We start from the raw sequence: 26,701 nt of genomic DNA, 5'->3' as shown, positions 1-26,701 counted from the left end.
TGTGAAGATTGATTCTGTTGAGGTCTACAAATTAGATATGGATCTGGTTGAGCCTTACGAGGTCGCCTACAGCCGGTTTGAAAAGGCAGAAAATATCCTTATTCGAGTGAGTTCCGGAATCCTGGATGGCTGGGGCTGTGCCGCTCCCGATCCTCATGTTACAGGAGAGTATGCGGATGTTATCTTTAAAAAAGCCCAGGAGGAAATCCCTTTTTTGATGAATAAAGATCCCTTTCGTCGGGCTGTTCTTGTTAATGATCTCAAAAAAAGGACTCCCGGTCTTTTCAGTCTATGGGCTGCCCTGGATATGGCTCTTTGGGATCTCATCGGAAAAAAAGCCGATCTGCCGGTCTGGAAAATTCTGGGGGGATACCGGAAGAGAATTAAAACTAGCATCACAGTCGGGATTTGCGGAATTGAAGAGACTATGGAAAAAGCTCAGGAATTTATAGATTCCGGATTCTCCATTCTGAAAATTAAGGGCGGTCAGGATGTTCAGTTGGACATTGAAAGGATTTCTTTTATCCGCCGGAAATTTGATTCCAGGATTCAGATCCGTTTTGATGCAAATCAGGGCTATTCCATTGAGGAAACAAAAGAATTCATGGAGAAATCCGCTCCTTTGGATATTGAACTCTTAGAGCAACCCACAAATAAGGCTAGACCCGAAGACTTAGGAGTTGTTTCCAAGAATTCATCCATGCCAATCATGGCAGACGAAAGTCTTGTCTCTCTTCTGGATGCTTTTCATCTGGTGAAGAGAGGACTCATCGATTTGATGAATATCAAAATCATGAAGGTGGGTGGACTTTCTGAAGCCATTCAGATCGATGCCGTGGCCCGGGCGGCAGGAGTCGAGGTTATGGTAGGCTGCATGGATGAATCTGCCATTGGTATTGCCGCCGGACTTCACTTTGCCCTGAGTCGTAAAAATATTCGCTATGCAGACCTGGATGGCCATATTGGACTGATATCAGATCCGGCCAAAGACTGTGTTATTCTAGACAAAGGCTGGTTGTATCCCTCATCACTACCTGGTTTCGGCTGGAAAGGGTTGTGATCATTTAAGGTATCGGCTTAACAGGGAAGAAAGATCTTTCATCTTAAATGGTTTTGAAAGGCTGCCGGTAAATCCGTACTGTTCCGGATCAGAAATAACCGAATCTTCAGAGTATCCGCTTGTCGCAAATACCGGAAATGTGTAGCCCCTGTTCCTGATTTCTTTTACTGCCGCAACACCGCCCATTCCTCCCGGTATGGTTAAATCCAGTATGGCTGCTTTATACTGAATCCCCTGCATGTGTGCAGTTTTGAGAATATCCAATAGCTCCTGACCATCGCTTGCTTCTGTAACTTCAAAGCCGATTGTCTTGAGGTATTCTCCCAGAATCACCCTGATGGAAGGTTCATCATCCATGATCAGAATTTTTCCCCCTGCAACTATATCATTTTGAAGGGAGGGGTCATCCTCTTCAAGGAATCCCTGGGCTGCCGGGATGTAAAACGTAAATGTAGTGCCATTTTTGTTGCTATAAACATCGATAGCTCCATCATGTTTCTCAAGTATGGAAAAGCATGTCGCCAAACCTAGTCCGGAACCCATTTGTTTTGTCGAAAAGAAGGGGTCAAAGATTCTGGGGATGAGATCAGAAGGGATGCCCGGACCCGTATCACTGATTGAGATTCCTACGTAATGTCCCTTGGGCAGATTCAAATTTTTTGGTAAATCGAGGGTGAGGTTTTTGGCCTTGATTTTTATGGTTCCGCCATCGGGCATTGCCTGTTTGGCATTGATGAGCAGGTTATCCAAAACTTGACCAATTTGATTTTCGTCGTAACTACAGAGATATAGGTTGTCTTCAATCCGGATGTCACAGGTCACGATGGAACCACTCAGGGCAAAATTGGCTGCATCCTGGATCACAGTACTGAGATTTCCAATTTTCCGATTGAGAATATTTCCTTTGGAAAATGTAAGAAGCTGTTTCGTTAAATCGACTGTGCGTTTATATACTTTTACAGATTGGTCCAGATATTCCCGCACCTTCTCATTTGTATTTTCAAGTTGAGCCAGCTCCATATACCCAAATATTCCGGCCAGTAGGTTGTTAAAATCATGGGCAATTCCCCCTGCAAGAACTCCCAGTGACTCCAGCTTCTCCGCTCTGATGATCCGGTCCTGGGTCCTCTGTTTTTCAGTAGTATCCCGAAAAACAAGAATTGTTCCAATAATCTCTCCCTTGTTGTCTTTTATAGGGGCACCGCTATCTGCGATGATTAGTTCTCTTCCATCTTTGCTAATCAGCATCGTATAATTTGCCAATTCGATTATGCCTTTAGTATTTAAAACAAGTTCAACAGGATTTGGACAGGGCTGTCGTGAATATTCATTCACGATATTAAAAACCTCAGGCAGGGGTTTCATAAAAGATTCGGAATTAGACCAGCCAGTCAACCTTTCCGCCACCTGATTCATCATCTGAATCCTTCCATTGTTATCGGTTGTGATGACTCCGTCACCAATGCTCTGGAGAGTGACCCTCAGACGCTCTCTTTCTACTCTGATTTCTTCTTCCGCCTGTTTAAACCGGGTGATATCATGAATAACACCAAAAACGGTGTTTGTATCCTTATCATATTGGGCAGTAGAATGAATAGTTGACCTCTTTTGATCAGAAGGTCTAATAATGTCAAATTCAAGATCATATGGAGCATCTTTGGAAATGAGCTCAGCCAGGGCCTTATTCATGGCAGGACGGTACTCTTTCAGCGGTATATCCTGAATTACAGACATGTCCAGATCACCATCTGGAACGCCGTATATTTCATGAGCTCCCAGGGAAGCACTAAAACTTTTGGCATTCAGATCCAATTCCCAATGACCCAGCTGGGCCATCAATTCGGCACGGGAGAGCTGGTATTCGCTCTTCTGAAGTTTTTTTTCTGTACTGACCCGGTCTGTAATATCATGAACTAAGGAGTACAGAAGTTCTTTTCCTTCAATCTGGATTAAATTGGAATAGACTTCCACTTCCCGTCTAGAACCATCAGCTCTGTTGTGCTGTGTTTTAAAGACAAGCTGATCTTCATTCTGTAAGGTTCTGATTCTTGTATCAATTTCGGCTTGTGATGCAGAATTGATCTGACTGAGTGTCATGGTTAATAGTTCATTATAGGACCATCCATAAAACTCTACTGCAGACTCATTTGCATCTTTAATCTGCTCAGTTTGGGGATCTATAAGGAACATTATTGTATGATTTTTGCGGAAGAGAGTGTGAAATAGATTACTATTCTCCTGGAGCTTTTGGCGTGACTTACTAAATTCTGATTGGAAAGAAAGCATCCGGCCAATCAGCCCAGTTGCCAAAGGTAGTATCAGCAGGTAGGTGAGTGCCAGATCTGTTGAGATTATCAGGTTGTCCGGTTTGGGGAGGAACAGATAAAACAGCAAGAGGACGATGGCATGAACAGCAAATCCAAATACAAAATTAAAGATCCATCCTGGTTCCAACTGTTTCTTTTTTGTTGCTAATCCAACGAGTAGCCCAATCCCTGCAGAAATGACAATGCTCATGATTCCCACATACATTCCGGATCCACCTAGTGCAAAACGGTAGAGTCCTGCTATAAATGCAGCTATTGAGGTAGGTATCAGGCCAAGGTATAAGCCTGTGATACAAAGGAGTATTGTTCTTGAATCAAATATCATTTCAGGATGGGCATAAATACTATTGTTCATAATGATAATACTTATAAATCCGATGAGGATTCCCTGAAGAATATTGTTCAACCTCTGTTTTTTGCTGTTCTTGTTCAAAATTAAATTTTGAATAAACAACAGGGTCAATAGAAGTGAGATATTTGTTGTAACTTCAATTAGCAGTGTGAACGTCATATATACTCCGTTTTGAAAATATATCATGTCCTCAAAGAAGTTTACAGAAGTTTACCAATAATTTGATACTGTGAATTGTTTGGTTCAATCGACTGGACAGTCACATATTTTCAAAAGATCATCTTAAACAAAAACACTGTATAACAGACATTTCTGCTGATATAAAGTATCTATCAATCAGTCCGTTCGACCATAGGCTATCAATTCCTCTTTGCTGAGAGGTTTTGAAAAATAATATCCTTGAATGATATCGCAATTGCTGGATTTTAGAAAATGAAACTGATCCTCTGTTTCCACGCCTTCGGCAATGACTTCCATATTGAGGATATGACCCAGGTTTATAATGTTTTTCAGAATCAATCCCGAACTTTTGTCTTCTGGGATTTCGTCTACAAAGGATTTATCTATTTTTAGATATTTTGCCTTGTATTGTTTTAAGTAGTTATAGGAAGAATAACCCGTTCCGAAGTCATCAATGGAGAGGGAGAGTCCCAGCTCTTTTAGGTGATTGATGATATCTATGGCTTTATTTGATTCTTCCATTGCCATATTCTCAGTAATTTCCAGATTGACCGTTGACGGGTTTATCTGGGATGTCTGGATGATCTGTTCGATCCTGGTGACCAATTTTTTATCATGAAATTGGCTTGCCGATAGATTGACTGCCATTTCAAAATCAGAGGATAAAACTTTCTGAAAGTCTGATAAATCTCTGAGGGCTTGCTGTAACACCCAATCTCCCAGTTCCAGGATAAATCCAGTCTCTTCGGCGATGGGGATGAAGTCTGAAGGGGAAATACTGCCCAGCTCCCTGCTGTTCCATCTCAGTAGTGCTTCTGCCCCGTTCATTGCACGATTTGAGATAGATACTTTGGGTTGATATACAAGATTCATTTCATTATTCTTCAGTGATGACCGCAGCAATTCTTCCAAGCGAATCTTCGTTTTGAGCTGCTTATTCATCTCATCATTGAATAGAGTAGAAATCCCTTTTCCATTTTCCTTAGATTTGTACATAGCCAAGTCTGCATTTTTCATGAGTGTTGAAGCATCTTTTCCATCTTCTGGGAAAAAAGCGACACCTATGCTGGCACTGGGTTTGAATTTATGCTCATTTAATATCAGAGGTTTTTCAATTTCCTTAAGTATTCTGTTGGTTAATTGAGCAATTCCATGTTGATTTTCAATTTCTGGTATGAGAATAACGAATTCATCTCCTCCTAAACGTGCGACGCTATCTTCATCTCTACAAATAGTGGAAAGACGCTCGGCAATGATCTGGAGGTATTTATCTCCTGTAAAATGTCCTAGAATATCATTGATATTTTTGAAGTTATCCATGTCGAGAAATAGGATGGCCAGCTTTCCAGAAACACGCTCGGCGCGGACAATGGCATTCTTCAACCGATCCAGAAAGAGTGTCCGGTTGGGCAATGACGTTAAGGCATCATGGAAGGCCAGAAGTCTCAGTTTCTCTTCACTATCCTTAATCTCCGAAATATCCTTAAACACGGCAACATAATGGCTTGTTGTGCCTGAGTTGTCTTTTATGGAGTTTATTGTGAGGAGCTCCGGATAAACTTCTCCGCTTTTCTTTCTATTCCAGATTTCTCCTTTCCATTCTCCCTTGGAGGCCAGACTAGCCCACATGTCATTATAAAAGTCCTGTCCATGGTGTTCTGATCTGAGGATACGGGGATTTTTTCCCAAGACTTCATTTTCGGAATATCCGGTTATCTTGGAAAAGGCAGGATTGACTCTGACGATGTTCCCATGTTTGTCGGTGATGGAGATCCCTTCCATGGTATGAAAGAAAACACTTTCAGACATGATGAGGTGGTATTCCTCTTTTTTACGGTCTGTTGTCTTGTTTATGAAAATAAAGAATGCATCCTGAATCTTTGAATAGGAAATCAAGATATTGTAGAAATCATCCTTCTGTTTAATTTCAACGACACCAAAGCCAGATTCTACGCTTGTAATGCTGTCCATTATGTTCTGTGGTAATTGATCCTTACCCTGAATATCCCAGAATAATAATAGATCTACCGCGGCATTGTTTTTATACAGGATTGTCCCCTGCCTGGCGACTCTGATGACAGGAAAGGGGTTGTTGTTAATAAAATGTGCCAATAGCCTGTTGTCTTCTTCTGTTTGAAATCGGTTTTGCTTTTCTTCCTCAATGGTATCCAGGAATCTGTTGATATGAAGTGAGAGCTGAGAGTATTCATCATTTCCAGAGATAGAAATTCTGCTTGGACTTTCTGTATGAGTCGCATGGTCGACAAAATTGATGAGATTATCCAAAGGTCTGGAGAGCTTATTCGATATTTTGATGCTGATGATCCAGAAAAAACAAAGCACTGTTAAAAATATTGAGAAAATGAACCAGATAGTGTGGTTTCTCAGTCTATGAAAATCATCCAATAATACACTGGATAAGACAATCCAGTTCAGCTCGGGAAGTCTGTGGTAGAGAAGAATCCCTTCCGTTCTATTTCCATCGTCAGGGTCTATTGCTTCATAAGTAATAGATCCTTTCAGGGTTATTGGGATAGAGTCAAAAAAAGAAAATCCGGCTCTATCTTCAGGGCTGAGGTCTTGGATTTTTTTTCCGTAGAACTCGGGATGTAAAAGAAAAGTTCCTTCTTCGTCCAATATGAAAAGGTCTCCATTCCCAGCGAGCTCAACCTCTTTTAGGATCTTCCTGACATCTTCAATCTGGATGAGTGATTTGAATTCTGATTTATAGGCAGAGGCCGAAATAATCCAGTCCCAGGGGGCAAAGTTTATCATATACAGAACCTTTTGCCGACTTTGACTTTCTCCCGGGTTCTGCCATTCGTATTCCAGATATCCTGACTTTTCCTGCATCTGGGTTTGTACAAAATCGTATTCAGCGATAGATGTGTTTACCAGCTCTGCAAAGGGATGAACCTGTAGTATTCCCTGACTGTCAAGAACATATGTGTAGCCTGACTCCCTTGTGGAGAGGCTCAGTATATAATCCGAAGCCTTTTGTTTCATCTCTTCTTCTGAGAGTCCTCTGGATAGACCCTCAGTGTAGATGTTTGAAATAACTCTTTCTGTCCCATGAGCATCCGATTCAAGGTAGTTGACGATTGTCAGCTTTGAGGAGGAGTTCACCAATTCAGCAGTTATGGTAGTCAAATTCTCCATTTCCTGATAAATGTGCTTTTCCAGCTCAATCTTGAGAACAATATTAATTCCCAGGTAAATAATGAGAGACATACTGATAAAGAGGATCAAGTAGGCCGAGAATATTTTTCTATAGGCTCTGTTATTTTTAAATTTGATTTTCATTTTTTGGTGATTATATAGTACTCTTAAAGTTATTCAAAGTATTCCGATGCTTATAGTAGTCATTCTTCTTCTGAAAAGGATCATTTGAAGCGGAATTTCAGACTTGCACTTTCCCATTTCATTTCCTATCATGCAGGGCTTAAGCTGATGCAAAGTATGTCTTTCCAATTCAAAGCTTGAAGGATGGAATTAGAATGAAAAAACTGGCGATTGCCGGATGCGGTGACCTTGCTGAGATTGTTGTAGATGCCCTGCTAGATGGTCTTCTACCAGAGTATCAGTTGATCGGAACCATGTCACGGTCTATACACAAGGCAGAATACCTTGCCCAAAAGATAAATGACTCTCAATTGAGTTATACCTGCTCTTCCTGCCACTCAGTTGATGAATTACTGGCTCTCCAGCCGGACTATGTCGTTGAATCTTCTTCTCCGGAGGGGATGAGAGAATTGGCACTTCCAGCCTTAAAAAATGGCAGCTCTATCGTTACATTATCGATCGGAGCATTCGCTGACGCCTCTTTTTATGATGAAGTCTGCAAGGTCGCCAGAGAAAATCACAGCCGTGTCTATCTTGCCTCTGGAGCCATCGGAGGCTTTGATGTCATGCGTACGGCCTCCCTAATGGGTCCGTGCACAGTCACCTTTGATACAGAAAAAAGTCCGAACTCGCTCAAAGGAACTCCAGTTTATGATGAATCTCTGCAAGAACAGGGACGGAAGGTCTTCGAGGGAAATGCCAAAGAGGCTATTAATCTTTTTCCTACAAAAGTCAATGTTTCCGTTGCTGCAGCACTGGCATCGGTCGGAACAGAGAAGATAAAGGTGTCGGTCACATCAACAGCTGATTATGTAGGAGATAAGCACCGCATTGAAGTCAACAACGACCAGGTCCAGGCGGTCATAGACGTTTACAGTAAAACACCTCAAATTGCAGGCTGGAGTGTGGTAAACACCCTTCGAAACATTGTTTCACCCATTGTATTCTGAAAGATTTGCCAGAACTTTTTCACTCAAGCGGTCGAATGCCTGCCGTGTGCGCCCAGAAGAGACATTCATGCAGCGTACATGTTTGTGATTCTTATATTTTTCAGAGCCCAGGGCACCCAGGGAGTCGCAGTAGCACAGATTATTGCCTTCTATCCAATGTGTAAATGGCTTCTCATCCCATGCGGGTGAGAGGCCTACATTGAACAGAATCTTCCGATCACCAAGCTGTTCAAACTCTGCCTCATGGAGCAGTACTGTGTTTTTATTTAAACAGGATATCACGACCTCACTTTGTGCAAGCAATTCTCCCAGAGGCAGGAAGTTATAACCTTTCTCTCTGGCATCATTTTTCTCACTACGGGAGAAATAGGCAATGTCTGCTCCGAAATGGCTGAGACCATCGGCTATCATTCCTCCCAGTTTTCCCAAACCGATAATTCCTGCTTTCAGTCCGGTAATTTCCCGGGGAATCCCCTCCCAGGGCAGGACCGGGCTTCCATCTGGATTGTTTCCAAAACCATGAAAGCAGCGTACCAACTCGCTGATTACATACTCAACGACCCCTTCATCTCCGTAATCCCGAATCCCAGTGACACGGATGCCCCGTTCTGCCGCATAAAGGATATCTACGTTGGCACTCTCAGGAGAATAGAGTGAGCAGCACATTCCAATGTATTGAAGCTTTGGGCATCTTTCTATAATTTCACGAGTCAGAGTTGAGGTATAGCTTAGGAGTACAGCGTCGGCATCACCTATCCTTTTTACAATTTCATCGGTGTTGGCCGGTATATCCTGGTACAGCTTGACTTCCCTGGCATATGTGTTCAATTCTTTTTCTGCAGAAGGGATCAGGCTGAGGGGTTCGATGCCTACAAGTCTTTCAAACATTTCTTTCCTCCTATCATGAATACGACTGTAAGGGACAAAGTTTAAAATCTCAAGTTCTTTTTTATTCCTCTGAAGGTTTTCATCCCATGTGGAGCTAGTATCTAATAATTCTTAATGTTTATAAATCTTTGACACATCGAAAACCCAGGTTTCCGGCAGCACTATCCGCAGTGTTGCTTGTTCTTGCTGCAACGCGGTACCGGTTGCAATAGGATTTGTGGCATAGAAAAGAACCGCCTCTCATGGATCTTGTTTTTCCCTGAGAAGGACCTTGGGGATTGATTCTTGTATCCCGTGTGGATGGAACATGCCAATGAGGACTGAACCAGTCGGCACACCATTCCCACACATTACCAGCCATGGAGTACAGTCCATATCCATTGGGAGGAAAGGCATCTACCGGGCAGGTTCCCGAATATCCATCTTCAGCTGTATCCATGTCTGGAAAATCCCCTTGCCATATATTGCACATGTGCTGCCCGCCAGGTGTCAGTTCGTTCCCCCAAACATAGGTCTTTTGGACAAGACCGCCTCTGGCCGCGTATTCCCATTCCGCTTCTCTTGGCAGACGCTTCCCAGCCCAGTGAGCATAGGTTGCCGCGTCGTTCCAGCTGACTTGAACAACGGGATATTGCTCCCGTCCTTTGATTGTACTTCCCGCTCCTTCCGGTCTCTTCCAAGAGGCCTGATCCACCCCATACCACCACTGCAGTCCTGGGACTTTATGGATTTGCTTTTTCTCTCTGGATTCTTTTGTGATATGATTTTGAAATACAAAAGACCATCCAAAACGCTCCGATTCTGTAATATATCCGGTCTCTTTCACAAAGCGTTCAAACTGTTTATTTGTCACCGGGGTGGTATCTATCAAAAATGGGTCTAGCACAATCTCCCGTATGGGTCCCTCTCCATCGGCAGGGAATCCTTCACTTGAGTCTGTTCCCATCAGAAATGTTCCCCCGGGAAGCTCAACCATGAGATCTAATCTTCCTTTAGATGCTTTTGCAGGGATCGATGGGTTGAGGTGGAGTGACTCTTGTACTTTGAATTGGGTAGAGCTCTTTGAAGGGGTACAGCAGCTTTTCTTCTGATTCATAATATTACTTTAATAGTAATATATAGATAGTACAAGAAATTGAGTCGTGGAATTGTTGTGAATGACAGATTCCCTTAAGGCTTGCTGCTCCTATGGGCATTTTCATTCTCAGGACAAAAAAAAACCTGACCGGATATCCGGTCAGGTTAATTAAAAACTAGTCGGGCTGAGTGGATTTGAACCACCGACCCCGTGTCCCCCAGACACGTACGCTAAACCCCTGCGCTACAGCCCGTTTTTAATGCCTGATCAAGCTATCATGGAGGTACTAAAATGTCAATTCCCCTAGGGACCGATTTTTACTGAAGGGGAAAGGTGTCGAAAACCTTCTGGTCTGTCAAATTCTCAATATCTTTCAAGAAGAGATCAAGAAGATCGGGATCAAAAAAAGTCCCTCTCTCGGAAAGCATATACTCAATAATTTCATCCTGCTTCATCGCTTTCCTGTAGGGCCTGTCTGATATCAGAGCATCATATACATCGGCGATCATAAAAATCCTGGCCGGGTAGGGGATCTCTTCTCCCTTGAGTCCTTCTGGATAACCTTTACCATTCCAGCGCTCATGGTGATGGTAAATAACACAGATAGCCGGCTTTAGAAAAGGAATATTCATAACAGAATTTCGTCCTATTTCGGGATGTTGCCGCATCAGTTCCCATTCTTCCTCTGTAAGGGGACCTTTTTTCTTAAGTATTCTATCGGGAATCCCCAACTTGCCTATGTCATGGAGGAAGGCTCCCCGTTTCAACTGAACCTGGTCCTCCAGAGGAAGGTTGATCATTTTTGCAATATTCAGACAAATGCTGACAACACGGCTGCTATGGCCCCTTGTCTCTAAATCTCTTAATTCCAGGATCTTGGCCCAGGCTTGAAGGATTTCATCATAGGAGCTTTCAAGAATATCATGACTCTGCCTGATATCCTGAATCAGTTGATCATTGGTGATGGCGGCACTGAGCTGAAAAAGACTCATTTGGAGAAAGTTCAGGTCACTTTCCACAGGAGCCTGTCCCAGGAGTAACTCCAGAAATCCTATAGAGTCGGGAGTAAAAAAATGACTTGCAAAATAGAGTTCACCCGGTTTGATAAATTTCATAACATTGGATTGCTGTAGGGCATGATCCAATTCATCCTGTTTCAGGAGCAGAAAGGGACCGTTAATTTTCGGAATTTCATTGTGTTCCTCTATTAGAGAATCCGGTATTGAAGCAATGCACTGAGCCTCATTTGAACCCTGTTTCGCTAAAGATACACTGAGGGCGGAACAGGGTAGCTCTTCCTTGATGGACAGCAAAGCCGATTGCATCCGCTCTTCGTATTTAAGCCTCGAATCCATGATTACCATTCCGGATTGGCGTAGGCTGTTGAGCAAATGTATTTGCCTGAGAATCCCATTTTGAGTCCGTTCCAGCTTGGCATTGGTCAGTTTAGATTTTTTAAACCGGCGGTTCAGACCTTTCATTATCAGATCAATCATCAGAACAATGAATAGACTAACAGTAATGGAATTAAAAACGATGAGCCACCAGTAAGCTCCATAGTCCTTAAAAGTTAACATTGGACTTTCGCCAAAAATATAAAGGAGGCTCAGCAGGGCGAAGACAAGAATATTGATTAGAATAATTTCCTTGCTATTATCTTTTTCAGTTTGCAAGAGGATGAGAACAAAGGCTGTGCATAAATACAGTTGTCCGGCCCCCCAGGGACCGGTAAAGATTAAAATGAAGATACTGAGAGCATAAAATCCCCAGGCAATCATCTTTTGTCGCAATTTGAAACTTATAAAGATAGAAAAGGAAAGGATAACAAAGAAGACGTAGAATGCAGCCAATCCAATAGCCGCAAATTTCATGCCTTCTTCGATAAATTGCTTCATCCCGGGAACAAGGACAACCAGCCCCATGGTGTTCATGGTCACCATCAGACTCACGAAGATATACTGTTGCCAGAAAAGAAGGCTGTCAGTCTTTCCCTGCTCCTCTTTCTTTATCATCAAATTCCGTGCTTTTATGATCCAGAGATAGTAGGGAATCTTTTTTTTAGCCTTCATTTATTGACCATCACCTGATGTATCCTAATTCAATGACCCATAAGAGGCAACAATTTTTTTTGGGGCTGTACTGAAGGGATCAGCCGGAGTGTTGATATTCTTTTAATTAGCTTGGTTCTGGATATTCTGCCTTAGAATATAACCTTCCTTCACCGGACAACCGGGGATGATCGTACAGGGTTTCCCGTGATCTATCTTTTCGATGAGAACACCTTCCGGATCTTTTAAGGAGAAACTGTTATCTGCCTGGAAGAGCAGGTCGGGTCCTATATATTCAATTTCCCGGCTGGTGAGAATCTGGTTTTTCACATCCAGTTCATATTCTCCCGGGGATATTTCTTTGCCTATGGAACCAAGAAATTTATAGGGGGATGCTTCCATCTTACCGGTTGGTTGTTCTATGTCATCCTTGCCAAAGTAAAATCCAGTGGAGAACTCCCTATGGCTGACCTTCATGAGTTCCTCCCTATAGCCTTCAAGCTGAGGATCTTTTTTACCTTCTAATGAGTCAATCATCTTTCTGTAAGCCCTGGTTACAATTGCGGTGTAGTAGATGGACTTCATCCGTCCCTTAATTTTAAGGGAGTCGATACCCGTATCCTTCAATTCCTTCATATAGTCGATCATACAAATGTCTTTACTGGATAGGATGGAGGTAAAGCCGTCCCCTTCGTAAATAGGATAATATTCACCGGGTCTCTCTCCTTCCTCCAGGACCATCTCCGTGTTGGCCGGTCCTTCCAGGGGCCGGTAATCCCAGCGGCAGGAGTGGGCGCAGCTGCCGTCGTTTGCCGAGCGGTCTATCATCCACTTGCTTAGGAAGCAGCGGCCTGAATAGGCCAGGCACATGGCACCATGGGCAAAGGCTTCCAATTCAATATCGGGTACATCTGCCCTGATTCTGGCGATATCCTGTAAAGAGCACTCCCGCCCCAGAATGACCCTCTTGAAGCCAAGATCCCTGTAGAGTTTGACCGCATCGCTGTTTAGAGCATTGGCCTGGGTGCTCAGATGAAGGCTTCTTCCTGGAAATCGTTTCTGAAGTGTGCGGACAATTCCCATATCACTGATGATAAAAGCATCAAAAGGGTAGGCTTCAAATTGATCTAGAGACTCTTCCAGACGATACAAATCCTGGTTATGAAAGAATATATTTAAGGCGCAAAAGAGTTTTTTGTCACCCTTGATTCGAGCAATCTCTTCAGCCTCATCCTGGCCAAAATTGTCGGCCTTGGCTCTGAGTGAAAAGCTGTGCAGACCGATGTAGGCCGCATCAGCACCATATTGATAAGCGTATTTTAATTTTTCCACATTTCCTGCGGGTGAGAGTAATTCCATGGGCATAATTATGGGAGAAAATGACGACAGGTCAAGGAGGATAGATACCCTCTAGGAGATATATCCCTTTTAATATGACTTATGATAGAATAATTGCGATTCAGTATATAAAAATATGATAAGGAGCATCCTATGACCGAAGACAATATACTCTGCTGGTATGGAACCGATCCATTTGAAGCAGGAAGAACACTAATGGAAGCCTCAGGAGCCTGGAAAACCTGGTCAAAAACTGAATCTATCGGATTAAAACCCAATCTGGTCGTTTCAAAAAAAGCATCTTCCGGCGCCACAACACATCCTGAATTCTGCGGGGGCATCATCTCTTTTCTCCAGGAACAGGGATTTGAAAATCTCAGTATTCTCGAAGGGTCCTGGGTGGGAGACAGAACGGAGCGGGCTTTCCGCATCTGCGGGTACAGCGAGCTATCCAAAAAATACTCAGTACCTCTTGTTGACCTGCAAAAGGATGACTCGGTCACTCTGGAAGCCAGCAATGGAGACTACCGAATCTGCCGATCTATTCTGGAGCTGGACAGGCTCATCAATATTCCCGTTTTGAAAGGCCACTGCCAGACAGCTATGACCTGCGCCCTTAAAAATCTAAAAGGCTGCATTCCTGACAGTGAGAAACAGCGCTACCACCGGGAAGGGTTATTTCAGCCCATTGCCGATTTGAACGAGATTCTAAAGGCCGATCTTATTTTAGTGGATGCCCTTGAAGGGGATCCCGATTTTGAGGAGGGCGGCAATCCTCAAACTCTGAACCTCTTTATGGCGGCTTTTGATCCTGTTCTGTTGGACAGTTATGGCTGCTCTCTCCTGGGGTTGAATATCGATGATGTTCCCTATATTGGCAAGGCTGCGGTTTTGGGGGCCGGTTCTACACAGCTAAAATCAGACACTCTTATTCCCTTGAATAAAGGAGAAGGACTTGGAAGTCTCCAGCGTTCTTCCATGGCAAGATCTTTATCCCATCACATTCATGAGAAAGGTGCCTGTAGTGCCTGTTATGCCTCGTTGATGCAAGCCTTGAAAATCATGAGTGAGAAAGGCCTGCCCATTCCTGAAACCGTCAAGATCGGGCAGGGATTTAAAGGATCTTCTGTGGAAGGAATAGGAATAGGGCAATGCTTGAAGGGTTGTTCTTCCTCTGTACCCGGATGTCCGCCCAGTGCAGCAGATATAGTGAACTTTTTAAGTTGATTGGTTTTTTCAGGCTTGGGATTCATGGAAATCATATTATTTATTAACAAAATCATGACATTAGCCGATGATAATACCTATATAACAAAGCAAAGTTCAATCGGTCAGAGAGGTCATTAAGACCCAAGATAAAGCCGAGTGATATACCTAACCCCGGGACAATGAAGCGGGGTTTTTTTGCGCCCTGATGCAGGTGATGCCGGGTAAGTGTGGTTATTGATCGGTGATGTTATGCACTGCCCATACTACTTTATGGAGTTTTTCCTGAGGGTCTATCTCCAGAGGAAAAATATTCACCCTGTATTTCTGACAGGTCGAGGGGCCGTTGCTCAGTTTTTCAATAAAATCAGCAGAACTCAGTTCATATTCCACTTCCAGAGGCTCCTTGGTTTCAATCACCTTATCCAGGAGAGATTGGAAGTACTCTGCTTTTTCTTTTTTAAGAACATCAGGATAACTCTTGCCAATAAGTACTGAACCGTCCGCATAGAGTCCTCTGTTGGACCCACCCAGGAGGCTGAGGTATTTCCCTGTATGGCTCATGACAAAGACTATGGTATTCTCTTCCTGAAGAACTTCTACTATATTTTCTTGGAGGCCGGAAGACATTGATATCGGAGCTCCTGTTCACATTTTTCTATAGTATAAACCCGTTTTCTTGAAAAATGTGAAAGATTCTGGACGCTCCCCCCTGCCTATCCGGGAGGCTATCAGAATAAATCCAGCTGTTTTCCATAGCAAATCTCATCAAAGGTCAGGCCCATATAAGGCAGTATGGTTTCGGCTATGGGCCGTATCTGTTTTTCGAGGTAATGGTCGTAATCGGGCTCTAATGGTGCCAAACTCAGGGGCATCGGTCCGGATGGAGTGATCATATATTCGATGGATCTAAGCTTTTTTCGTTCTTCCGCGGGGAGGAGGAGAGCCGCCTTCACATGGGGAGGAATGTTTTTTGTATACTCTTCGGGATCCTTGCTTAAGCCCTTCTTGTAGACCAGTTCGTCATCCATTTTTCCACTTCGGAGGTCTTCCATGTATTGTTTGATCCATCCCTGGGCATCTTCATTGTGAAAAAACTGCCTGTATAGCTCATACTGGAAGTTCCGGGCCATTTCTGTCCAGTCAGAACGGACAAATTCCATTCCTGTAAATTCAAGGTTTTCAATTCCTCCTTTCACGAGGAGCCCCGCGTATCTTTTGCGGGCGCCTGTTTCGCTCCCCCTCAGAGGGGGAAGAAAGAATTTTCTATAAAGCTTTTCGTATTCAATTTCAAGGTGGGAAAATACGCCAGAGATCTCCATTACTCTGTTCCCAATAAAATGATTGACCCTCTCTGCCAGGCGGAGTCCTGATTCCTCGGGTCTATGAGTTTCGGCCTTTTTCAGGCAGATAAAAACCGAGTCTGTATCGCCATAAATGACTTTATACTCCTCTCCTCTAAGCCATTGTACTGTCTCTTTGAGTATCCATTGCCCCGTACCGGTGATGGCTTTAGGCAGGTCGGGATTGTAAAAGCGGCAGGCTGTCGTTCCCATGGCGCCGTAAAAGGAATTCATCAAAATTTTCACGGCTTGAGAGAGGGGTTCATTGTGTTCTTCCTTGGCTTTTTTTCGTTTGTTCATCGCTTCTGCCAGAAAGTCGGGGAGTATGGTTTCGGTCTTGGAGAAACTGTGTCCCGTAGGGGTGGTGATGCTCTGATTTCCATTTTGGATCAAAGCCAGGGGATCAATGTGGAAGGTTCTGATAAGCGAGGGGTACAGACTCTTGAAATCCAGCACTATGACCTGTTCATAAAGGCCTGGTTCTCCGGCAAAAACATAGCCTCCACTTGCCGACTCTCCCGCTTGTACATCTCCGGAATCCGGGGCCACCAGTCCATGGCGGTGCAGCCGTGGAAGGTAGAAAAAATCAAAGGCCGCCACCGTTCTATTCACCTGGTCCAGGGGGAGTCCTGTCATCTCTCTCCTCGCCAGGATAAGTCCCAATAGGTCAGTCTTTTTAAATATGTCGCTCACAAGGATGCAGTCTTCGAGGTTGTATCTTGCCAGAGCTGCGGGATCTTCTTTATATCGGCGTTCAATTTCTTCTACCTTGCTCACCCCCTCTTCTTCAATGTCTTTGCCTCGTCCCAGTAGTTCCTGAGCCACGGTCTCCAGCTTGAAATTCTCAAATTTATAAAAATTCTGCCTCATAGTCTGCAGTCCGTCGATGATCTGGCGGCCCCTGCATTCTGCCGAAAAGAATCCAGCTCTGTTTTCCTTGATCTTGAGAGGCTGGTTCTCCCTGCCCGGTAAAAATGCTTCTCCAAAGTGACGGAAGCGGTTTTCAAGAAAGGTCAGGTCAAAGCCGATCACATACCATCCTATGATGATGTCGGGGTCCCATTTACGAATCCAGGCTTGAAAGGCCTTCAGGGTTTCTTTCTCTCCCTGACAGTATTGAAAATCACCTTCGATACTCTTGTGGTCGCTGTGGATCAGGACCTTTTTAAAATCCTTCAAGACGCAGTTATACCCCGTCCCATGCATGGCAATTGAATAGACCTCTCCCTGTTGTCCTGTTTCTATATCCAGAGAGAGGACTCTCAGTTCCGGTTTTGAGCTGGTCCCTTCTTCGGGGGCGGATATCCTGGGATTCACATAAAGAGTTCCCCCATCTACTATCCTGCCCGGGCCATCCCAGCAGATGGCTCCTGTAATAAACCGTTCCATTAAAAACCGCTCCGAAGGATATACATCGCTCTCGTAGACCCGGCAGCCCTGGCTTGTCAGTTTTTCCTTGGCTCCAAAGAACTGATGCAGTGAATCAAAGTAGAGGGCATCTACGGATTCACCGGAGTAGCTTGTCAGTTGAACTGGTTTACGCAAAGAAAAATCAAAGGGCGGAAGTTCTAGGCTCCCGGGGACAAAGAAAACAGGTTTATTGTCCGTTATTTTTATAAAGAAAGGGCCTTCCGGACCTGTCCCGCTTAGATGAATCTCATGCCGGTCCTGGATATCCAGACTTTCTGATGTGAGTATGTATCCCTGATGCATTCTTCTCTCCTGTCCTCCGATTATAGACTCCAAAGGGCTGCTTTTGCAAAATCAGTATTCCCATTTCGCCAGAGCCATTGATCTTTATCCTTTTCCAATTCTTTGAATTGGGATACAATCTTTTCTTATTTGCTGCGGCCTTTCCTGGTCCTTTATATTTGAAAATCACGGAGTTCTTATCATGATGAAAATCCTTGAAAAATACCCATGGCTGGCGGATTTGTTTCTCCTTCTCAGTGGATCCCTGCTGTTTGCACTATCCTTTCCCAATTTTCTCTATCGCTGGGGTTTCGGCTTTCTTGCGTGGTTTGCCCTGATTCCAGTCTTTCTCCTGATCCATCGGGCCGGGTTTCTTAAAAGCATTCTTTACGGGGCTCTTTACGGTTATTTTGCCTATAGCCTCTTTAATTTCTGGCTTGCAAAGTTTAATCCTACCTCTTTTGTCGTGGTTCCTCTGATTTATGCGGTTTATTTCATGTTTTGGTTCCCTGTCTTTAAATGGGCAGATAAGACTTTTCCTCGTTGGGGTTATCTTATGCAGCTTGTTTTCTGGCTGGCTTTTGAGATCTTCAGAACCAAAGGTTTTCTGGGATATTCATATGGAATACTCGGCTACTCACAGTATCGGAATCTATCTGTCATTGGAATCTCCGATCTCACAGGAGTTTTGGGGGTGTCCGGGCTCCTTGTCTTTCCTTCTCTCTGGATTGCCAGGTATCTCATTTTCAGAAAAGAGGTGGGGGGAGCTTTCTCTCTCCTAAAAAAGGCAAAATTCCTTGCTATTCCCGGATGTCTCTATCTGCTCATACTAACAGGAAGTCTTGTTTACTCCCATGTGAATAGGGTGGATTATGATGATAGCCCAGTGTGGAAAACCTCTCTAATCCAGCATGATATCAATGCATGGCTCAGCGGTACCGAGGTGTATGCCAAAGCTCTGGATAAATTGTTGGAGCTTTCCGAGGAAGCCATGGCAGATGAACCGGATGCAGTCGTCTGGTCCGAAACCTCTTTTGTTCCCTCTATCCAATGGCACAATAAACGCCGCGAGGATCGGGAACGCCTGGCTCTTGTTCAGAGACTTTTAGACTTTCTGGAAGACAAAGACACTCCCTTTTTGATTGGGAATAACGATTCCGAATTGTCTGCGGGAAAGATGATTACATATAACTCGGTTCTCCAGTTTCAGGGAAAGGATATTGTCGACAATTATAGAAAAATTCATCTGGTTCCATTTGGAGAGCATTTTCCATATACGAAGCTGTTCCCCAGGTTTTATGAATACATCCTGGATAATGGAGCGACCTTTTATGAAAAAGGAGCCGAATACTCTGTCTTCGATGTGGCCGGAGTAAAAGCATCCCCCCTTATCTGTTTTGAAGATACCTTCGGCTATCTCAGCCGGAACTTTGTCAGAGAAGGGGCTCAAGTCCTCGTCAACGTGACCAATGATTCCTGGTCTCCAGCCCAGGCCTGCTCTATCCAGCATGTGGGTATGGCTGTCTTCCGTTCTGTTGAAAACAGACGGTCCATGATCCGGGCAACCAACGGTGGTTTTACCTGTCTGATTGATCCCAATGGTAAAATTGTAGAATACCTGGAACCATTCACGGCGGATATCCTGACAGTGGATGTTCCGGTATATGATGGTGTATCCACGGTCTATACACGAACTAATTTTCTATTTGACAGATTAATCATGATTTTATCCATAATCTTCGGGATAGGTCTCACTCTGTTTACTATACTTAAAAAAAGAGGCGAAAAATGAATCATACTGACCAAATACTTTTCTATTTAAGTGAAATTAATAAGACTCCCCGGAAATCACAGAATAGCGGACCCATCACAGATTGGCTTCAGTCCTGGGGTGAAGCCCAGGGGTATAAGGTTAAACGGGACGGATATAATAATTTAGTCATCAGGGTTCCGGGAACTAAGGGATATGAGGACTCTCCTCTTGTTGTCCTTCAGGGGCATTCAGATATGGTCTGCGAAAAACTGCCGGAATCGGATCATAATTTTGAGACAGATCCCATTGTTCTGGTCCGTGAAGGCGATTGGATTCGCGGGGATAAGACCACTCTGGGAGCGGATAACGGTATCGCTTTGGCTCTGGTGATGGATCTGGTCAGCGATGAAGAAGCCGTGCATCCCCCTCTCGAGATTCTCATCACAAGTGATGAAGAGATCGGCCTGGTTGGTGCCAATCATCTGGAAGAGGGATTTGTCGAGGGTAAAATCCTGATCAATCTGGATTCTGAGGATGAGGGAATTTTTACCATCGGCTGTGCCGGTGGTGCAGACAGCCGGATGAAGATTCCCCTGAATTCTGAAGAAGCAGGTTCAGGTCTCAAGGCTTACACCCTCTCTGTTGGAGGTCTGAAGGGCGGTCATTCGGGGATGGACATCAACCTGAACTTGGGGAATGCCCTGAAGATGGCCGAGCGTGTCTTGACCAGTCTTGTTCCATTTGAGTCTTTCCGCTTAGCAGAGTTGAAGGGGGGGAGCGGTGCTTCCAATGCCATCTGCCGGGATGCGGTCGCTCATTTTACCCTCTCATCCGACGTGGATATACAGTCCATTGTTTCTGAATGGGAACAGATTTTCATGAACGAATCGGGAACGGTAGAGGAGGGACTTTCTCTAAAACTGGAAGATGGGCCTGATGTCATCCGCGTTCTAACGAAAGAAGCGGGCCAAATGATTCTGCGGATCATTCGCTTGATCCCCCATGGGGTGGAAAAGGTTTCTTCTGTCATAGAAGGTCTTGTGGAAACCTCGAGTAACCTGGCATGGGCTTCTATCAGCTCGGAACAGGCAGACTTTCTGACGAGCCAGAGGAGCGCAGTCATGTCTGAACTCAAGGATATGAATGAAAAAATGGTTGCCCTGTCTGAGCTGGCTGGAGGAACTTGTGATACCCTCAATAAGTACCCCTCCTGGAAACCAAATCCCGAGTCTGAACTGTTGAAAAAGAGTGTGGATGTATATAAGAAAGTTACTGGAAAAGAACCTGTCGTTGAGGCAATTCATGCGGGTCTGGAATGCGGATTGATCGGTGATGCATTTTCCGGGATGGATATGATCTCAATCGGACCGACCATCAAGCATCCCCATACACCGGAGGAACGCCTGTATGTGCCTTCTCTGGAGCCTTTTCGGTTCTTTATGGTTGAATTGCTGAAATCTTTTAAGTAGATAGATTCTTTGGACACTTCCCCCGCCTTGCCGATAGAATCGCAAGAGGGGGAATCTAAGAAGAATCAATTCCCGGTAAGACTCTCAATCTGTTTCTTTTTTTTGGGCTTCTTCGGCTTTTTGGGTTTAAATGGGCGGAGATCCAAACGGGACGGCGGCAGTTCCTTCTCGGGTTCAAAGCCTTCTACTGTCCGCCTGTCCAGCACTTGTTTTGTGAGCCGTTCTATGTCGGCGAGTTTTTCAAAATCATCAAAACAGACAAAGGACAGGGCTTCTCCTGTAGCACCGGCTCGTCCTGTGCGTCCTATCCTGTGAATATAGTCTTCCTTAAGGTGAGGCAAATCAAAGTTTACCACCAAGGGTAGCTGGTCAATATCCAAGCCTCTGGCGGCCAGATCGGTTGCTACCAGTATGGACACCTTATCGCTTTTGAATTCATCCAGGGCTCTGGTTCGGGCTCCCTGACTCTTATTGCCGTGAATTGTCGCAGTGGAAATACCGGCTTTCATCAGTTTTCGGGCCAGATGGTCGGCTCCGTTTTTGGTCTTTGTGAACACCAGGATCTTTTCCCAGTGATTTTCCTGTATAAGGTGGATGAAAAGAGCCGTTTTCCTCATCTTATCCACCGGGTAGATCCATTGCTTTACGGCATCCAGGGTTATCACTTCAGGATCAATGGTTATTTCAACCGCCTGAGAGACAAATTCTTCAGCCAGAGCCCTCACATCCTCCGAAAAGGTTGCTGTGAACATCAAGGTTTGTCGTTTTTGGGGTATGAGAGCTTTAATCTCCCTCACCTCGGATAGAAAGCCCAGGTTGAGCATCCTGTCGGCCTCATCCAGGATCAGAATCTCAAGCTGCTGAAAATTAATGGCGTTCTGACGGTACAGGTCCAAAAGACGACCCGGAGTGGCTACCAGGATATCCACACCTCTGGTCAACCGTATCATTTGAGGGTTGATTTTGACACCACCATAGACAACGGTGGATCTCAGGGGTAGAAAGCGTGAGTAGTTCACCACGCTGTCATATACCTGTGCCGCCAGCTCCCTGGTGGGAGTAAGGATGAGGGCGCGAACATGATTTGACCTGACCTCATTACCCCTTGTCAGGCGATCTAGGATAGGGAGGGTGTAGGCCGCGGTTTTACCCGTTCCGGTTTGAGCGGCTGCCAGCACATCCTGACCGGACATGACCGCCGGGATGGTCTGAATCTGTACAGGAGAGGGGTCTTCATACTTTTGAACCTTGATCGCCCTCAATAGGGCAGGGGATAAACCAAAATCTGTGAATTTTTCTGATATCTTGTCACTCATAATCTGATGTTCTCTCTCCTCGAACAGGGGTGGTTCTTTCTATGAAATTTCAAAGCCTTTGTATAGAGGTATTTTACACTTCCTGAGCAAATGGATTGTATCATAAAGCTAGGGTTCATTACTTGAGAGGATTACCCAACAGAATATGCAGCACCGTATGGGCAATTTGCAGGCCGAAAATCCCTGTGACAGTCGGTAGGCTCCCCAGAACTTTCCTGGTTCTGCCCCGGTCCAAGTCCTGTTCATTCCTCTGGGTATTTTCTTCTTCTTCGGGGTCTTTGTATTCATAATCGATGAGCTCTGTGGAATAGATGCAGACAATTCCCTTTCCCACGCCCCTCCGGCGGAGCTTTTGTCTGATCTGTCTGGCCAATGGGCAGGTATTCGATTTCATAAGATCGCTGCGTTTGATAGAAAATGGATCACAGTGAAGGGCCGCTCCCATGGATGAGACCGTGGGTATCCCTCTCTTCCAGGCATACTCAAGGAGGGCCAGCTTGGGGGCCATGGAATCAATGGCATCAACCAGCACATCCGGAACGGATGAGAAAATTTCATCCATGGTTTCATCATGGGCAAAGATTTTAAGCGCCTCTACCCGGCAGTCTGGATTGATATCCAGTATTCTTTGTCGGGCCAAATCTACCTTGCTAGTCCCTATAGTGGAGTCCATAGCCAGAATTTGACGGTTGATGTTTGTCAAATTAATGACATCAAAATCTACCAGGGTGAACGAGCCGATTCCGCTCCTGGCCAGGGCTTCCAGGGCATAGCCTCCCACGGCTCCCAGGCCCACAATGCAGACTCTCTTTTCTGACAAGGTCTCTCTTTTTTCTTGACCGATGAGACGATCAATTCGTAAAAACCGCTCCATTTTCTCTTATTCTCCAGGCCAGGGTCTTAAAATCCACTCCCATGGCTCTGGATATCTCCTCGTAATGCTGATTTAAGATTTCCTTATATGATGTGCTACCCCTGCCGGCTGTGTATGGCCAATCCGTTTCAAGGAGCAGTCTATTGTCTGGAATTAGTTTCAGAGTCTCAGCTAATTCCACTCCCCCAGAATGCACTCCGGGTCCCAGGGAAATAAAAAGATCTAACTGGATGTACCGTTTGAGTATTTCCCTAGACCCTGAAAAACCATGGATAAGGACTGGTATTTCCGGTTTTTCTCCACTGATAAAGTCTGCCAAGGCACCCGATGCCTGAACCTGATGTAGGACAATACTTCTGCTATATTTCTTCGCCAGATCGAAATGAGCCTTCAAGGCTCGTTCCTGTTCTTCCCTTGAAATTAACTTATAAAATCGTCTGTCCAGTCCGCATTCCCCTAATCCCGCTGCCGGATTCTCTTTCAGGATACGATCCAGCTCCTCCAGTTCCAATTCCCAGTCATCCTTTAAACATTCTGGATGAATACCCAGAAAAGGGATAATCCTGGGATCATTCAGGAGGGGGGCCCAGTCGGCACTCGATGAGGAACAGGATAGAAAGAGGCCTCCGCTGGATATGTCCGCCAGAGGGAGATGGCTGCTGTGAAGATGAGCATCACATACCATTGTCAGCCCAGGAATTCCTGATAAAAGAGTTTTATAATCGTGAGGGCTACAACCGCAAGAAAGAAGATTCTTATGAATTTTGTTCCTTGCCGGATTACAAGATGGCTCCCCATCCAGGCTCCTGCAATCTGACCGGTGGCCATGATCAGTCCTGGTATAAAGAGAACATTTCCACCGATGATGAAGAGGATGAGAGACACGATATTACTGGTGAAATTCACAATCTTTGTATTGGCTGTGGCCGATTTCAGGTTATACCCCATAAGGATGACCAGGGCAATGGTCCAGAAAGAGCCGGTTCCAGGACCGAAAAAACCATCGTAGAACCCCAGGGTCAAGCCGGCAAGGGTGTAAAACATTGAAATCTTCATGCGGGCACGGCGGTCAATGCTGCCCAGATCCGGGGATAGGAGTGTGTAGATAAACACGGCCAGAAGAATAAAGGGGATGACTCGTTTGAGAGAGTCTGCGGGAATTATCTGTATGAGAACCGTTCCTGTGAGAGCTCCTATGAATGTGAATATGACCGCTTTAACGAGTTGATCCCTGATCACCAGGCCCGATCCGGTATAGCGGATCGCCGCGGTGCAGGAGCCGAAGCTTGCCTGAAGTTTGTTCGTCCCCAGTGCCAGGTGAGGAGGAATTCCAACCGCCAGGAGCGCGGGGAGGGTGATCAATCCGCCTCCTCCTGCGATGGAGTCGACAAATCCGGCAGTTAAGGCCGCTGAAAGCAGTATGATCAATTCTGTGAGGGTCGGTTCAAATACCATGGTGCAAGAATATCCCAGTGTTTGAATGTTGTACAGATCTGGTAAATCAGGCCGGAAATCGGCGGATTCCCCCCTTTGGAGAAGAAATGGTGCTCATAGGAGAGGTCTGAAGACAGATCTTTAGACATTGGCATGGTCTTTGTATTAAGTTTGATACGATATTATTGATGATTTTGCGAAGTGAGGTAATTCTATGTTGCAATTAATGGGCATAGCCCTCCTGATTGTATTTTCAGGAGTATTTTTTCTGAAGTTTTTGTTCTTTATTTTAACACTTATCTTTACAGGAGTTGGCTTCATATTGAAACTGGTTTTAACTCTCCTTTTTGCGGTCCTCCTGTTTCCGTTCTGTGCTGCGATTCTCGGGTTTCTGTTTTCCGGGGGAATCCTGGCTCTCCTGCTGATTATCATGGGGCTTGGAGCTCTTGTGAGTGAGAAAAAACCGAGGGGTTAAAAGGAGATAAAAAGCTGTACACTGCATGGGGCTGTCCTCAGGTCTGGGAGCAGAAGTACTTTGCCGAATGAACTTGACCAATTACAGGAATCCTTTATCATTATGAAATGACATTTTTATGGTATGATCTGGAAACCTTCGGTAAGAATCCGCGATGGGACCGGGTGGCCCAGTTTGCCGCCGTCCGCACAAATGAACAATTTGAGATAATGGAAGATCCGGTTGTTCTGTATTGCCGTATTACTCCCGATTATATTCCCGACCCCTATGCCTGTCTCGTGACAGGAATCACCCCCCAGGAATCTCTCGAAAAAGGCCTCAGGGAGTATGACTTCATCAAGGCCATAGACAAAGAATTTTCCCGGCCTGGAACCTGTGTCGCCGGTTACAACAGTATTCGCTTTGATGATGAGTTTATCCGCAACTTGTATTATAGGAACTTTCTGGACCCCTATCGGCGGGAGTGGGCTGACGGCAACAGCCGCTGGGATATCCTCGATCTGGTCCGGGCGACCCATGATTTGAGGCCGGAGGGCATTACCTGGCCTCAACACGAGGATGGGAGACCTCTGTTTAAGCTTGAAAAGCTATCCGAAGCCAATGGAATCAGCCATGAGCATGCCCATGATGCGCTTTCCGATGTGTATGCCACCATCGGAATGGCCCGCCTCATCGCCGAAAAACAGCCTCGCATCTACAACTACTTCTTTGAACACAGACAGAAGGATGATATAAAAAAGATCATCAATTTGGAAAGCCGGGAACCCCTGGTACATACATCGGGTATGCTGACAAGCCAGACGGGCTGTACTACCCTGATGGCTCCCCTTGTTGTCGATCCCTTGATGCGAAACTCAATCCACTGTTTTGATCTCCGTTTTGATCCTACTCCTTTACTGGAACTTACTGTGGGGGAAATCCGACACAGGGTGTTTACTCCCAGAAAGGAGTTGGCCGATGAAGGGCTGGAGCGTATCCCCCTAAAAGACATCAATATCGGGAAATGTCCCATTGTCGCTCCCATGAATACCCTGGATGATGAAGCGGCATTACGTTTGGGCATCGATAAGGAAACCTGTCTAGAACACAGCCGTCTACTTCAGTCAGATCCAGGACTACTGCAAAAAATCCGGGAAGTCTTTAATCAGGATAAGTCTAAATATTACAGCGTAGAAGATGATCCTGATCTTCAAATCTATTCCGGGGGCTTCTTCCGGGATGATGACAGGATCAGAATGAAGATCATTCATGAAACGGCTCCGGAAGAACTGAAGACTCTGACCCTGAACTTTTTTGATCCCCGGATACCGGAGATGCTCAGGCGGTTCATCGGCAGGAATTTTCCAGCTACACTGGATGCGGAGGAAATGGCTGCCTGGAAAAGTGCCTGTGCGGGGCGTATTCTCTTTCCAAAAGCCCGTGGAGCCTTGGATCACGGCGGATTTCTAAAAGTCCTTGAAAACCTGAAGTATTCAACGGATGTCACACCTGCACAGAAACTGGTGGTGAAAGAGTTGGAGAAATATGAAGAGATTCTGAAGGATCAGGTCTTAAAATATGCCCCTTCCTGATTGGA

The 26,701-nt window shown here is 45.1% G+C and carries 19 protein-coding genes and 1 tRNA gene; 6 read left to right on the top strand and 14 right to left on the bottom strand.

What is annotated here, in order from left to right; genetic code table 11:
- Position 1: 1 nt before the first annotated feature.
- A complete protein-coding gene (locus EXM22_RS12045; RefSeq protein ID WP_149486763.1) occupies positions 2 to 1,060 on the top strand; it encodes a mandelate racemase/muconate lactonizing enzyme family protein in 1,059 nt (352 codons plus the stop codon).
- On the opposite strand, the gene EXM22_RS12040 is transcribed toward EXM22_RS12045, so the two are convergent.
- A complete protein-coding gene (locus EXM22_RS12040; protein WP_168203478.1) occupies positions 1,061 to 3,898 on the bottom strand; it encodes a PAS domain S-box protein in 2,838 nt (945 codons plus the stop codon).
- 177 nt (positions 3,899 to 4,075) lie between these two features.
- On the bottom strand, positions 4,076 to 7,222 hold the full coding sequence (locus EXM22_RS12035) for an EAL domain-containing protein (protein ID WP_149486761.1): 3,147 nt from the start codon (positions 7,220 to 7,222) through the stop codon (positions 4,076 to 4,078).
- Positions 7,223 to 7,416: 194 nt separating this feature from the next.
- On the opposite strand from EXM22_RS12035, the gene EXM22_RS12030 reads away from it, so the two are divergent.
- Entirely contained in the window at positions 7,417 to 8,211 is a 795-nt protein-coding gene (locus tag EXM22_RS12030; RefSeq protein ID WP_149486760.1) for an aspartate dehydrogenase domain-containing protein, read from the top strand.
- Here the strand turns inward: EXM22_RS12030 and EXM22_RS12025 are convergent.
- From EXM22_RS12025 to EXM22_RS12005, 5 genes are all read right to left on the bottom strand, one after another.
- Complete coding sequence (locus EXM22_RS12025) at positions 8,194 to 9,099, bottom strand: NAD(P)-dependent oxidoreductase (RefSeq protein WP_149486759.1); 906 nt, start codon at positions 9,097 to 9,099, stop codon at positions 8,194 to 8,196. The two genes, EXM22_RS12030 and EXM22_RS12025, sit on opposite strands and share 18 nt — an antisense overlap.
- Before the next feature lie 118 nt (positions 9,100 to 9,217).
- Positions 9,218 to 10,195, bottom strand: a complete 978-nt coding sequence (locus EXM22_RS12020; RefSeq protein ID WP_149486758.1) for a formylglycine-generating enzyme family protein — start codon at positions 10,193 to 10,195, stop codon at positions 9,218 to 9,220.
- A gap of 161 nt (positions 10,196 to 10,356) precedes the next feature.
- Positions 10,357 to 10,430: transfer RNA gene (locus EXM22_RS12015), tRNA-Pro, on the bottom strand.
- Positions 10,431 to 10,494: 64 nt separating this feature from the next.
- Positions 10,495 to 12,246 (bottom strand): HD-GYP domain-containing protein, encoded by a 1,752-nt coding sequence (locus tag EXM22_RS12010; protein WP_149486757.1) that lies wholly within the window; start codon positions 12,244 to 12,246, stop codon positions 10,495 to 10,497.
- Between the two features lie 102 nt (positions 12,247 to 12,348).
- Positions 12,349 to 13,584 (bottom strand): U32 family peptidase, encoded by a 1,236-nt coding sequence (locus tag EXM22_RS12005; protein ID WP_149486756.1) that lies wholly within the window; start codon positions 13,582 to 13,584, stop codon positions 12,349 to 12,351.
- A gap of 132 nt (positions 13,585 to 13,716) precedes the next feature.
- On the opposite strand from EXM22_RS12005, the gene EXM22_RS12000 reads away from it, so the two are divergent.
- Entirely contained in the window at positions 13,717 to 14,790 is a 1,074-nt protein-coding gene (locus EXM22_RS12000) for a DUF362 domain-containing protein (RefSeq protein WP_149486755.1), read from the top strand.
- A gap of 213 nt (positions 14,791 to 15,003) precedes the next feature.
- On the opposite strand, the gene EXM22_RS11995 is transcribed toward EXM22_RS12000, so the two are convergent.
- Positions 15,004 to 15,399 (bottom strand): PAS domain-containing protein, encoded by a 396-nt coding sequence (locus EXM22_RS11995; RefSeq protein WP_149486754.1) that lies wholly within the window; start codon positions 15,397 to 15,399, stop codon positions 15,004 to 15,006.
- Between the two features lie 101 nt (positions 15,400 to 15,500).
- The gene (locus EXM22_RS11990; protein WP_149486753.1) at positions 15,501 to 17,825 is read right to left on the bottom strand and encodes a DNA polymerase II; all 2,325 of its coding nucleotides are present in this window, start codon (positions 17,823 to 17,825) and stop codon (positions 15,501 to 15,503) included.
- 181 nt (positions 17,826 to 18,006) lie between these two features.
- Here EXM22_RS11990 and lnt point away from each other — a divergent pair, with 181 nt between their 5' ends.
- Positions 18,007 to 19,596: an apolipoprotein N-acyltransferase gene (gene lnt, locus EXM22_RS11985; RefSeq protein ID WP_149486752.1), complete on the top strand. Its 1,590-nt coding sequence runs from the start codon at positions 18,007 to 18,009 to the stop codon at positions 19,594 to 19,596.
- Entirely contained in the window at positions 19,593 to 21,026 is a 1,434-nt protein-coding gene (gene pepD / locus EXM22_RS11980; RefSeq protein ID WP_149486751.1) for a beta-Ala-His dipeptidase, read from the top strand. Before lnt ends, pepD begins: the two co-directional genes overlap by 4 nt.
- A gap of 65 nt (positions 21,027 to 21,091) precedes the next feature.
- On the opposite strand, the gene EXM22_RS11975 is transcribed toward pepD, so the two are convergent.
- The 5 genes from EXM22_RS11975 to EXM22_RS11955 form a co-directional block, all read right to left on the bottom strand.
- A complete protein-coding gene (locus tag EXM22_RS11975) occupies positions 21,092 to 22,342 on the bottom strand; it encodes a DEAD/DEAH box helicase (protein WP_149486750.1) in 1,251 nt (416 codons plus the stop codon).
- Positions 22,343 to 22,460: 118 nt separating this feature from the next.
- The gene (locus EXM22_RS11970) at positions 22,461 to 23,216 is read right to left on the bottom strand and encodes a tRNA threonylcarbamoyladenosine dehydratase (RefSeq protein ID WP_149486749.1); all 756 of its coding nucleotides are present in this window, start codon (positions 23,214 to 23,216) and stop codon (positions 22,461 to 22,463) included.
- Entirely contained in the window at positions 23,194 to 23,901 is a 708-nt protein-coding gene (locus tag EXM22_RS11965; RefSeq protein ID WP_149486748.1) for a TatD family hydrolase, read from the bottom strand. The genes EXM22_RS11970 and EXM22_RS11965 overlap by 23 nt, the downstream gene beginning before the upstream one ends.
- A gap of 2 nt (positions 23,902 to 23,903) precedes the next feature.
- The gene (locus EXM22_RS11960) at positions 23,904 to 24,671 is read right to left on the bottom strand and encodes a TSUP family transporter (RefSeq protein WP_149486747.1); all 768 of its coding nucleotides are present in this window, start codon (positions 24,669 to 24,671) and stop codon (positions 23,904 to 23,906) included.
- Positions 24,672 to 24,815: 144 nt separating this feature from the next.
- Entirely contained in the window at positions 24,816 to 25,082 is a 267-nt protein-coding gene (locus EXM22_RS11955) for a hypothetical protein (protein ID WP_149486746.1), read from the bottom strand.
- A 150-nt stretch (positions 25,083 to 25,232) separates the two neighbouring features.
- Between EXM22_RS11955 and sbcB the strand changes: the two genes are divergently transcribed.
- Complete coding sequence (sbcB, locus tag EXM22_RS11950) at positions 25,233 to 26,696, top strand: exodeoxyribonuclease I (protein WP_149486745.1); 1,464 nt, start codon at positions 25,233 to 25,235, stop codon at positions 26,694 to 26,696.
- The last annotated feature ends 5 nt before the right edge of the window (positions 26,697 to 26,701 follow it).

This window comes from Oceanispirochaeta crateris (assembly GCF_008329965.1).
Taxonomy (GTDB): domain Bacteria; phylum Spirochaetota; class Spirochaetia; order DSM-2461; family DSM-2461; genus Oceanispirochaeta; species Oceanispirochaeta crateris.
The sequence above is the reverse complement of the archived record's forward strand: the minus strand, read 5'-3'. Positions and strand labels throughout refer to the sequence as shown.